The 11,020-nt window shown below is 71.7% G+C and carries 8 protein-coding genes; 4 read left to right on the forward strand and 4 right to left on the reverse strand.

Annotation, left to right across the window (positions count from 1 at the left end):
• The 4 genes from ADL03_RS49135 to ADL03_RS41730 form a co-directional block, all read left to right on the forward strand.
• Nucleotides 1-235, forward strand: a 235-nt coding sequence (locus tag ADL03_RS49135; protein WP_197289123.1) for a hypothetical protein, incomplete at its 5' end; no start/stop codon positions are given.
• A gap of 491 nt (nucleotides 236-726) precedes the next feature.
• Entirely contained in the window at nucleotides 727-2,109 is a 1,383-nt protein-coding gene (locus ADL03_RS41720; RefSeq protein ID WP_053739189.1) for a DUF4153 domain-containing protein, read from the forward strand.
• A 99-nt stretch (nucleotides 2,110-2,208) separates the two neighbouring features.
• Nucleotides 2,209-5,946 carry a Pls/PosA family non-ribosomal peptide synthetase gene (locus tag ADL03_RS41725; protein ID WP_082373977.1) on the forward strand — a complete coding sequence of 1,246 codons (3,738 nt, stop codon included), beginning with the start codon at nucleotides 2,209-2,211 and terminating at the stop codon, nucleotides 5,944-5,946.
• Entirely contained in the window at nucleotides 5,943-7,142 is a 1,200-nt protein-coding gene (locus ADL03_RS41730; RefSeq protein WP_082373978.1) for a M1 family metallopeptidase, read from the forward strand. Before ADL03_RS41725 ends, ADL03_RS41730 begins: the two co-directional genes overlap by 4 nt.
• On the opposite strand, the gene ADL03_RS41735 is transcribed toward ADL03_RS41730, so the two are convergent.
• From ADL03_RS41735 to ADL03_RS41750, 4 genes are read right to left on the reverse strand one after another with little or no spacing between them, the layout of a single operon-like run.
• Nucleotides 7,117-7,761 (reverse strand): NUDIX hydrolase, encoded by a 645-nt coding sequence (locus ADL03_RS41735; RefSeq protein WP_053739192.1) that lies wholly within the window; start codon nucleotides 7,759-7,761, stop codon nucleotides 7,117-7,119. The genes ADL03_RS41730 and ADL03_RS41735 overlap by 26 nt on opposite strands.
• Nucleotides 7,712-8,944, reverse strand: a complete 1,233-nt coding sequence (locus ADL03_RS41740; RefSeq protein ID WP_157529742.1) for an adenylosuccinate synthetase — start codon at nucleotides 8,942-8,944, stop codon at nucleotides 7,712-7,714. The genes ADL03_RS41735 and ADL03_RS41740 overlap by 50 nt, the downstream gene beginning before the upstream one ends.
• Before the next feature lie 2 nt (nucleotides 8,945-8,946).
• Nucleotides 8,947-9,927, reverse strand: coding sequence for a hypothetical protein (locus ADL03_RS41745; RefSeq protein WP_053739193.1), 981 nt, complete (start codon nucleotides 9,925-9,927; stop codon nucleotides 8,947-8,949).
• Nucleotides 9,928-9,929: 2 nt separating this feature from the next.
• Nucleotides 9,930-10,949 (reverse strand): protein kinase family protein, encoded by a 1,020-nt coding sequence (locus ADL03_RS41750; RefSeq protein ID WP_053739194.1) that lies wholly within the window; start codon nucleotides 10,947-10,949, stop codon nucleotides 9,930-9,932.
• Nucleotides 10,950-11,020: the final 71 nt, after the last annotated feature.

Below are 11,020 nucleotides of genomic sequence, written 5' to 3' on the forward strand. Positions count from 1 at the left end.
GGAGCGCGCGGTGAAGCGGCTGGCGCTGGGGCTGGGGCTGGGGCTGGGGCTGGGGCTGGCGAAGCGCGCGATGGAACTGCTGGCCAGCGGACTGCTGAAGCGCGGGGCGAAACGGCTGGCGAGCGGGCAGTCGAAGCGCGCGGTGATGCGGCTGGCGCTAGGGCTGGCGATCCGCGGGGTGAAACGGCTGGTGCGAAGGCTGGCGGCGCGGGCAGCGAACCGGCCGCCGACGTGACCACCGAACCGGCCGCTGGACTGCCTGCCGGGTTACCCGCCGACCTCCCGGCTGAAGCGCTTGGCGGCTCGACTCCGGAACGCACTGAGCCGCACGCCGAACCGCTGGTCGCCCCGCCTGCCGAACCGTCCGCTGGAACGGCCACCGAGCCGTCTGCCGGACCGCCCATCGAGCCGGCCGCCAAGCCGTCCGCGGAACCGCCCGCCGAGCCGTCCACCGAGGCCCCGAAAAGCCCCGAGGCAGGCTCGCGCAGGGGTACCCCCGAGTCGGGAACCCCTGCGTTTCAACGTACTCACGACGTCCGACAAGATCGGGACGAGAGCGCGAAACCGCAGGTAGCGGAGCCAGCGGCGGTTGCGACTGCCGCCCTGCCGCCGACCTCGCCGTGGGGTGGTCCGCCCGCACCGCGCCTCACCGGCCCGGTCGTCACGCCCGCCCCCAACCCGGTCCTGCCCTGGTGGCGCCCACCGGCCGAGGCGGCGCCGGCGCAGGTGCTCGCGGTCGGGCTCGTCGCGGGGCTCGCCGGTGCCCTGCTCGCGCCGCCCGGCAGTGGGATCGGGTGGGTGCTGGCCGGGCTGGTCGGGGTGGGCGCGGTGCTCTTCCACGCGGGTAAGCCGACCGTCGAGCGGGCGTTGTGGCTGGCTGCGGCGCTCGCGTTCCTGGCGATGGGGTTCCTGCGGGCCGCCGAGTGGTTGTTCCCGCTGTCGGTGCTGGCGTCGATGGTGTGCGGCTCCATCGCGATGGCGGGCGGGAAGAGCGTGCGCGGGCTCGTGTTCGGCGCGGTCGGGGTGGGGCTGGCCGGGTTCCGGTCCATTCCGTGGGTCTCGCGGAGTTTGAGCAAGCGCGGGCCCAAGAGCGTGCGGCCGTTCATCTCGGTCGGTGTGGCGTTGCTGCTGCTGGTGGTCTTCGGGTCGTTGCTCGCGGGTGCGGACAAGGCGTTCAACGACTTCCTCGAAAGCATGGTGCCGGACTGGGAGGTCGGCGAGTACGTGCGCACGGGCTTCTTCGGGGGTGTTGCGGCGTTCGGTGCTTTGGGTGCGTGCTACCTGGTGGCGGCGCCGGCGCGGATCAACGAGGACGTGGCGGGCAAGCCGGGGTCGTTGCGGCTCAAGGACTACGGGTTGCCGGTGGGTGTGCTCGTGGTGCTGTTCACGGGGTTCGTGGGGACGCAGATCGCGGTTCTGTTCGGTGGCGAGGCTTACGTGATGCGGACGGCGGGGGTCACGTTCGCCGAGTACGCGCGGACCGGGTTCTGGCAGCTGCTGTGGGTGACGATCCTGACGCTCGCGGTCATCGCCGGGGTGGCGCGGTTCGCGGTGAAGACCACGGCGCGGGACCGGTTGTGGCTGCGGGTGCTGCTCGGGGCGCTGGCGGTGCTGACGCTGGTGATCGTGACGAGTGCGTTGAGCCGCATGTGGTTCTACCAGCAGGCGTACGGGTGGACGGTGCTGCGGCTGCTCGTCGCGTCGTGCGAGCTCTGGCTCGGTGTGGTGTACCTGATGGTGATCGCGAGCGGGATCACGTTGCGCGCCAACTGGTTGCCGCGTGCGGTCGTCGGGACGGGGGCGGCGTTCTTCCTCGCGGTCGCGGTGGCGAACCCGGAACGGGTGGTGGCCGAGTACAACGTGACCCGCTTCGAGGCCACGCAGAAGATCGACACCTACTACCTGTCGACGTTGTCGGCGGACGCGGTGCCCGCGTTGCTGCGGCTGCCGGAGGAAAAACGGGACTGCGCCTTGAAGTGGCTGAGGGCGCCGGGCGTCGAGACCGACTGGCGGGAGTGGAACCTGGCGCGCCACAACGCTCGTGAGTCACTCGATGGGATGAGGGTGACCGAACGCATCTGTGAGTCGCCTTACTACAGCGAACGGTAGTTGTTGACCACAGGTAAAGTTGCGGGTCCACCGGTTGCCGAGAGGGTGAGAAGTGACGCTGTCGTGACCATTGCGGCCGAACCCGTTGTTCTTCGATCGATGTTCACGGCAGGGGATGCGCCCACCCCGCGCACACTGCTGGACATCCTGCGCGCGAGTGCCGAACAGCACCCGGACGCGCCGGCCGTCGACGACGGCACCACCGCGCTCACGTACCGCGCGCTGCTCGCCGAAGTGCTGGAGCTCAAGGACAAGCTCGCCGCCGAGGGCGTCGGGGTCGGTGACCGGGTCGGCATCCGCGTGCCGTCCGGCACCGCCGACCTCTACGTGTCGATCCTCGCCACGCTCGCGGCCGGTGCCGCCTACGTGCCGGTCGACTTCGAGGACCCCGACGAGCGCGCCGAGCTCGTTTTCGGTGAGGCACAGGTGAGTGCGGTGCTCGGCGCCGGCCGAAGCGTTGCGCTGCACGGGACTCCGCTGGGCATGCTCGGCGAACCGGGTCTCGACAACGACGCGTGGATCATCTTCACCTCCGGCTCCACCGGTAAGCCGAAGGGCGTCGCGGTGACGCACCGGTCAGCCGCTGCGTTCGTGGACGCCGAGGCGCGGCTGTTCCTGCCCGACGAGCCGATCGGGCCGGACGACCGCGTGCTCGCGGGGCTTTCGGTCGCGTTCGACGCCTCCTGCGAGGAGATGTGGCTCGCGTGGCGGCACGGCGCCTGCCTGGTCCCGGCGCCGCGGTCGCTGGTGCGCACCGGGATGGACCTCGGCCCGTGGCTGGTCGAGCAGGAGATCACCGTCGTCTCCACGGTTCCGACGCTGGCCGCGCTGTGGCCGGTCGAGGCGCTGGACGACGTGCGGCTGCTGATCTTCGGCGGCGAGGCCTGCCCGCCGGAGCTGGCCGAGCGGCTCGCGGTCGAGGGCCGCGAGGTCTGGAACACCTACGGGCCAACGGAAGCGACCGTCGTGGCCTGTGCCGCGCGGATGACCGGCGAAGGTCCCGTGCGCATCGGCCTGCCGCTGGACGGCTGGGAGCTCGTCGTCGTCGACGCGCAGGGCGACGTGGTGCCGATGGGCGAGTCCGGCGAGCTGGTGATCGGTGGCGTCGGCCTGGCGCGCTACCTGGACGCCGAGAAGGACGCGCAGAAGTACGCGCCGCTGCCCTCGATGGGCTGGGATCGTGCGTACCGCAGCGGGGACGTGGTCCGCGCCGAGCCGGAGGGACTGGTGTTCCTCGGCCGCGCGGACGAGCAGATCAAGCTCGGTGGCCGCCGGATCGAGCTCGGCGAGGTCGACGCGGCGCTGGCGGCGCTGCCCGGTGTCGCCGGAGCCGCGGCGGCCGTGCGCACGACGCGGGGCGGCAACCAGATCCTCGTCGGCTACGTCGTCGCCGACGGCGGGTTCGACCAGGAGGCGGCCGTCGAGCAGTTGCGGGCCGAGCTGCCCGCCGCGCTGGTGCCGTTGATCGCGGTGGTCGACACGCTGCCGACGCGCACGTCCGGCAAGGTCGACCGGGCCGCGCTGCCGTGGCCGCTGGCGTCGATGGACACCGCGGGCGTGGTGTTCTCCGGCGTCGAGGGCTGGCTCGCGGAGCAGTGGGCCGCCGTGCTCGGCTCCGGGCCCGCCTCCGAGGGCGCGAACTTCTTCGCCTCCGGCGGCAGCTCGCTGGGCGCCGCACAGCTGGTCTCGATGGTCCGCACGCGGTACCCGAGCACCTCCGTCTCGGACATCTACCAGAACCCGACGCTGTACAAGCTCGCCCGCCGCCTGGAGTCCTACGGCGAGACGGCCGAGGTGCGCGAGGTCGCGCCCACGCCGCGGTGGACCGGCGTGGTCCAGACGCTGCTGATGATCCCGCTGCTCACGATCTCCGGTGCGCGCTGGGTCGTGGCGCTGACGGCCCTGTCGAACGTGCTGGGCTGGACCTCCGTGTCGTGGTGGTGGGTCGCCGCCGGGTTCGTGCTGTTCCTCAGCCCCGCCGGCCGGCTCGCGATCTCCGCCGGTGGCGCGCGGTTGCTGCTGCGCGGCGTGAAGCCCGGCGAGTACCCGCGCGGTGGCTCCGTCCACCTGCGACTGTGGACCGCCGAGATGCTGGCTCAGATGTCGCGGGCCACCGAACTTTCCGGCTCGTGGGTCACGCACTACGCGCGGGCGCTGGGCGCGAAGATCGGCACCGGTGTCGACCTGCACTCGCTGCCGCCCGTGACGGGCATGCTGAAGGTCGGGCGTGGCGCCGCGATCGAGCCCGAGGTCGACCTGTCCGGCTGGTGGCTGGACGGCGACCGGCTGCGCATCGGCCGCATCCGCATCGGCGCGGGCGCGACCGTGGGTGCGCGCAGCACGCTGTTCCCCGGCGCGCGGATCGGCAAGCGGGCCGAGGTGGCACCCGGTTCGGGCGTGGTCGGCTCCGTGCCGACCGGCCAGCGCTGGGCGGGCGTTCCCGCCACCCGTGAGGGCAAGGCGGCGCGGTCGTTCCCGTCACGCCGCCCGGAGCGGTCGCGCTTCTGGAGCTTCATGTACGGCGTCTCGTCCGGCCTGCTGGGCGCGCTGCCGCTGCTGGCGGCGGCTCCGGCCGTGCTGTTCGTGCTGCGCCGCCCCGTGACGCTGACGTCGGCGCTGTGGGACGTCCCGGCCGCCTCGGCGATCTGGTTCGGCTCCTACGCGCTGCTGGTGCTCCTCGCCGTGCGGTTGCTGGGCATCGGCATGCGCGAGGGCCACTACCCCGTGCACAGCCGCGTGGCGTGGGCGGCGTGGACGACCGAGCGGTTGATGAACAACGCGCGCTCGGCCCTGTTCCCGCTGTACGCCTCGCTGTTCACGCCGGTGTGGCTGCGGCTGCTCGGCATGAAGGTCGGCCGCCGCGTCGAGGCGTCGACCGTGGTCGCGCTGCCGAAGATGACGCGCGTCGGCGACGGCGCGTTCCTGGCCGACGACACGATGGTCGCGTCCTACGAGCTCGGCGGCGGCTGGCTGCGCATCGCGACCGCCCGCGTGGGCAAGAGGGCGTTCCTGGGCAACTCGGGCATGACCGCGCCCGGCCGGACCGTGCCGAAGGGCGGGCTCGTCGGCGTGCTGTCGGCGGCTCCGAAGCGCGCCAAGGCCGGGTCGTCGTACCTGGGCATGCCGCCGATGAAGCTGCCGCGCACCGCGGCCGCCTCGGACGACTCGCGCACCTACGACCCGCCGGCGCACCTGCTGTGGGCGCGCGCGGTGGTGGAGCTGTTCCGGTTCGTCCCGGTGATGCTGAACGTGGCGCTGGTCGTGCTGGTGTTCTTCGCGCTGAAGGCGTTCGGGCTGTGGTGGGCCGGTGTCGTGCTGCTGGCCGCCGGTGTCGCCGCGTGCGTGGTGGCCGCCGCCGCCAAGTGGCTGCTGGTCGGGCGGTTCAAGGTGCGCGAGTACCCGCTGTGGTCGGCGTTCGTGTGGCGCAACGAGCTGGCGGACACGTTCGTCGAGGTGCTCGCGGTGCCGTGGCTGATCGGGTTCTCCGGCGGCACGCCGATCATGAACCTGTGGCTGCGGTCGCTGGGTGCCTCCGTCGGCCGCGGCGTGTGGTGCGAGTCGTACTGGCTGCCGGAGGCGGACCTGGTCGCGCTCGGCGCGGGCGCGTCGGTGAACCGCGGCTGCGTCGTGCAGACGCACCTGTTCCACGACCGGATCCTGCGCATGGACCGCGTGACGCTCGGCGCGGGCTCCACTCTGGGCCCGCACGGCATCGTCCTGCCGGGAGCGTCCGTCGGCGCGCACACCACGATCGGACCCGCCTCGCTCGTCATGCGCGGTGAGGACGTGCCGTCGGGAACCCGTTGGCTGGGCAACCCGATCTCCGCGTGGTCATGAGCTTCTCCGTACACCATTACGCGCTGGAGCTCGACTACAAGCCGCACTCCGCGCGCCTTTCCGGGCGCGCGGTGCTGCAGGCTTCCTGCACGTCGCTGTCGTCGTTCTCGCTGTCCTTCGGCCCGTTGCGGGTCTCGAAGGTGCTGGTGAACGGCAGACCGGCGCGCTACGGGCACGCGGGCGGCGTGCTGAACGTGCGGGCGGCGGTGCGCGGGTCCTTCTCGGTCGAGGTCCGGTACTCGGGCACGCCCGTGCCGGTCTCGACGCCCGAGTGGGGCGACCTCGGCTGGGACCAGCTGACCGACGGCTCGCTGGTGGCGTCGCAGCCGATCGGCGCGCCGTCGTGGTTCCCGTGCCTGGACGAGCCGTCGTCCAAGGCGTCGTACCACCTGGAGGTGACCGCGCCGTCGCCGTACACCGTGGTGTGCAACGGGGTGCTGGTCGACGGCAAGGTCTCCGGCAGCACCACGCGGTGGACGTACTCGATGGCCGCACCGATGGCGACCTACCTCGCGACCGTCCAGATCGGACAGTACGTCGAGGCGCTGCCCGGTGTGTGGGCGCCCGCGCGGTTGCGGCGGCTCGTCGCGCACGACTTCGCGCGGCAGAACCAGATGATCGAGCTGTTCTCGTCGCTGTTCGGGCCCTACCCGTTCGCGCGGTACTCGGTGGTCGTGACCGACGACGCGCTCGACGTTCCCGTCGAGGCGCAGGGCTTGTCGACGTTCGGCGCCAACCACGTGGACGGGCGGCGCGGTTCGGAACGGCTGGTGGCGCACGAGCTGGCGCACCAGTGGTTCGGCAACTCCGTGGGAATCGCGGCCTGGGAGCACATCTGGCTCAACGAGGGCTTCGCCTGCTACTCGGAGTGGCTGTGGTCGGAGGCTTCCGGTGGGCGTTCGGCGGACGCGTGCGCCGCCGGGGCCCGTGACCTGCTGCGCAGGCTGCCGCAGGACCTGGTGATCGGCCGGCCGCCGCGCGCGGACTGGTTTGACGACCGGGTCTACAAGCGCGGTGCCCTGACGTTGCACGTGCTGCGCCGCGCGATGGGCGACGACTCGTTCTTCGCGTTGGTGCGGGAGTGGTGTGCGCGCAACCGGCACGGTGTGGTGACCACCGACGACTTCCTCGCGCTCGCCGGGCACCGGGACCTGCTCAGCCGCTGGCTGTTCAAGCCGGAGCTGCCCCCGCGGTGAACCGCCACACCAGCGGCGGACGGCCACCCTTGGGCAGCGCCGACGCGTGCTGGGTGGTGCGTTCGAGGCCGGGCACGCGGTCCATCGTGCGGCCCAGGTTGGCCGGGTAGGGGCGGTCGCCGGTCAGGGACTCGGTCACGTCGAGCGCCTGCGCCGTGGTGAACTCGGGCCCGAGCAGGCCGGCGGTGAACGCCACGTCGCGCCACAGCCTGTCGGCCAGCAGCGGCCGGCAGTCGGCGACGATCCGGTCGTGGTCGAAGGCCAGCGCGGGCACGCCGTCCAGCGGCGTCCAGACGGCCAGGTCACCGGCCGGGCGGGCGATCGTGGCCCACAGGGCGATCGAGAGGGTCGGGCCGCGCGGGTCGCGCGAGGGCTCGTCGAACGTGGCGAGCTGCCCGGTCGCCGTCACGGACTCCTCGGCGAGGCCCAGCTTTCCGGTGACGGCCCTGGTGGTCGCGTCGCGCAGCCGTTCGCCCTTGCCCAGCAAGACACCGGGAAGGGCGAGCTCGCCCGCGAACGGCTCGTGCGCGCGCGGTGCCACCCCGAGGAGCACCGCGCGCGTGTCCGGGTCAAACCGGAGCGCGATCACGTCCACCGACACCAGCGTCGACTCGATCATGGCGTGGATTCTCCCGCACCGCGTAGTCGGCCCTGGACGGGCCCGTCCCGGTGACGAGCACCTCGACGCCGAGCAGATCTTCCAGGTACGCCACGGGATCAGGCATGTCCTCCAGCTGGGTGCGGGAGGTGGCGACCTTGAGACCCTGGGCGTCCAGGTGCGTCACGGCCAGCCCGTCGACGCCTCCGCAGCACTCCACGGCGTAGCGCAACAGGACGGCGTCCAGGTGCCCGGCCCGCCACGCGCCCTGGTACTCCCCCGTGCCGTTGTGCGCTTCCGGGAACCTGGCCGCGACGGCCTGGTCCTCCGTGGGCAGCGGGCCCGCGCCGTGGCGGGTCTGGTAGGTCCTGGTCACGCCGAGCACGCGGGCCGGGCGTCCGTTCAGCAGCGCTCGCGCGTTGCGCGGTGTCACCGTGGACCAGGTCGTGTGCGGGTGGAACCCGTAGGTCTCGTCCAGCAGAACCCCTTGGGCGCCCTCGAAGACGAGCCGTCCGGCGTCGGCGAGCCGGCCGGCCTCGTCACCGGTCGTGATCCGCACGGCGTCGGCGAACGAGCGGTAGAGCGCGACGAGCTCGTCCACGTTCGCGACGGCACCGGTCAACGGCTCGTAGAACTTGGCGAGCACGTCCAGCTTCCGCCTGAGCGCGTGCGGGTCCAGGCAGTCGCCGACGACCGGGGCGGGCCCCGGTTCGCCGGGCACCCGCTGTTCCTCGACCACGTCACCCCGCCGCGCACCCCGCTCGCCGAGCAGCCCGTACCAGACGGTCTCGCCGATCCCCTTGCCGCACGACCCGTGCCGGTCAGCGCCCCTGGCGTTCTCCCTGGCCCGGTTCGCGGCCACGTGGATCGGCGTCGTGAGCAGCGCCTGGGCGTCGATCGAGACCATCGACAGCGGGTCGGTGACGCCGACGGCCTCCAGCTCACGCGACTCGGTCGCCAGCGCGATCGGTTCGACGAGCACGTGGCGGGACAACCAGGTCGGCACGCCCGCGAGCGTGCCGGACCCGAACTGGCTGAAGGTGTGGTGCCGCCCGCCGGCCACGACGTTGTGCGCGGCCTGCGCTCCCCCGTTGAACCGCACGACCCCCGTGACCGACCCGTCGGCGCACAGCGCGTCGACCACGGCCCCCTTGCCCTCGTCGCCGAACCCCAGCCCGACGACGATCACGTGCTCCCCGTTCATCGTCAGCTCAGCGTCACGTCGTCGGGACCGTCGATGCCCAGCGGCACCACCGTGGCCGGCCGCGCGGCGGCACCGACGGCGACCAGCGCCTTGCCGACGGCCTCGCTCTCGGCGACCGACCCGATCTCGGCGAGGTCCACCAGCGCCTGGCCGAGGTCCACCACCTGTTCCTCCACCCCGATCGTCGCGGCGATGAGCTCGCACACCGCGGCGGGGTCGTCCAGCTTGAGGAAGTTCTGCCCGAGGATCGCCCGCCAGTGCTCGGCGATGGCGTCGTCGTGGAAGTACGACGACTGGTTGGGCAGGATGAAGTAGACGTGCCACTTGCGGGCCAGCTCGCGGTACACCGACACCGGGTCGATGTCCTGGCTGACGTCGTCGCCGATGATCCGCCGGATGTGCCGGGCCTCCAGCCGCGGCTTGTTCAGCTCGTCGCCGATGATGAACAGGTAGCCCTTCCTGCCGCGCTTCTGCCAGGCATCGCTGACCACGTGCCGCGCCACGAAGTAGGCGGCCAGCTCGTAGGACTCGCTCTTCTGCCCACCACCGTTGCCTTCGAGGAAGATGTTCCGCAACTGCTCGTCCATGCGGTTGTCCGACTCGAACTGCCCGACCTGCAACGGAACCCGGTCGCTGTCGGCGTCACCGATGCCGCCGAACATCAGCTGCGGGTCGGCGAGATATCCCTTGCGCTGCAACAACCCGTGCAGCTTGCCGAGCTTGCCCTGCATGATCCGCGGCACGCTGCCCATCGACCCGGTCACGTCGAACAGCACCGCGATCGGTGTCGAGTCGGCGTGGTCGGGCGAGTCGCGGCACTCGCGGAACGCGACGTTCAGCGGGTCCAGCGCGGGCGCGGCCTTCCAGTGCGTGGCCGGCTGCGCCTTGACGCTCGCCGTGTAGCCGAAGTCGGCGATCCCCTTGGCCGCGCGGAAGGTCTTTGCCGCGGCGTAGGCGTTGTCGTCCCACCTGCCATGTCCCATGGTCATTCTCCAGTCTTGGGGAGGGCGAACGGGCGGAAACGCCGTGCGCCGTAGAGTTCTTCGAGCAGTTCGTCGTACTCGCGCATCAGGTCGACGGCATCGGGCCGCTGGCCGGGGCGCTCCTGTCGGCAGCCGCTGGCGAACGCGCGTTGCCTGGTTTCTGTTTGCGCCAGCATGGTGAGCATCAGTGTGTGTGCCATGTGGACGTCGGTCGCGGCGGTGACCGGTTGTCCTGCTTCGACTTCCGGCGGGTAGGCGATCGTGCGGCTGGTGGCGAGCAGCCGCTGCCCCTCCTCGACGGCGAACGACCAGCCGACCAGGACGATGCCGTGCTGCTCGGGGTGCACCATGACGTTGTCGGCGGTGACGGCACCGTGCACCAGGCCTATGCGGTGGGCGCCGGCCAGGGCCTTCAACAGTCTGCGGTGCATCCACGCGTAGTCGCGGCCGTCGAGTCCGGCGGGGAAGGCGCGTTGGACGTCCGCGAGGGTCACGAAGCCTTCGCGGAGGGGGTCGAGGACGGTGAAGGCGCGGGAGCCCTTCGCCACGTCGCCCGAGGTGTCGAGGAGTCTCGGGTAGTAGGGGCGGAGCCAGTGGTGGGTGTCGGTGAGGCGTTCCAGTTGGCGCAGGGCTTGCCATTCGCTGTGCAGCAACGGGTTCAGGGCCGGGTTGCGGACGACCTTGACGACGTGGGGGCCGGTGGAGTCGTAGAGGTTGGCGATGCTGCCGATGGCGAACGGTTTTGTGATGCGGTAGGTGCCGGTTCGGGTTTTCAGGTCGACCGGGGTTGTGGTTGTTGCGGCGTGGGTCCAGTCGTGGTGCAGGCGGGTCAGGGTTGCGGATGCCGCGTGGGCTCGTTTGTCGGTGGGACCGACCACGTCGGGGTGCAGGACCGAGGCCAGGGCGTGGAACAGGGTGCGGGCCTGTTTGCGCTTGGCGGGGTCGGTGGTCCGGGGGCCGAACAGGGCCTCGGGTGAGGTGGCTTGTTCGACCAGGTCCAGGGCCTCCGTCGTGGTGAGCATGGTTTGAGTCTATGCGACTCAAACCTGGATTGCAATGGTGGGGTGGGTGTGGCGGCGGGGTGGTTGATGGG

Source organism: Nocardia sp. NRRL S-836 (genome assembly GCF_001279525.1).
Lineage (GTDB): Bacteria > Actinomycetota > Actinomycetes > Mycobacteriales > Pseudonocardiaceae > Lentzea.

Excerpts from the sequence above, each read along its gene's own strand:
- ADL03_RS41750 (WP_053739194.1), bottom strand. The coding sequence starts at position 10,949 with ATGCTCACCACGACGGAGGCCCTGGACCTGGTCGAACAAGCCACCTCA.
- ADL03_RS41730 (WP_082373978.1), top strand. The coding sequence starts at position 5,943 with ATGAGCTTCTCCGTACACCATTACGCGCTGGAGCTCGACTACAAGCCG.
- ADL03_RS41745 (WP_053739193.1), bottom strand. The coding sequence starts at position 9,927 with ATGGGACATGGCAGGTGGGACGACAACGCCTACGCCGCGGCAAAGACC.
- ADL03_RS41735 (WP_053739192.1), bottom strand. The coding sequence starts at position 7,761 with ATGATCGAGTCGACGCTGGTGTCGGTGGACGTGATCGCGCTCCGGTTT.
- ADL03_RS41740 (WP_157529742.1), bottom strand. The coding sequence starts at position 8,944 with ATGAACGGGGAGCACGTGATCGTCGTCGGGCTGGGGTTCGGCGACGAG.
- ADL03_RS41725 (WP_082373977.1), top strand. The coding sequence starts at position 2,209 with ATGTTCACGGCAGGGGATGCGCCCACCCCGCGCACACTGCTGGACATC.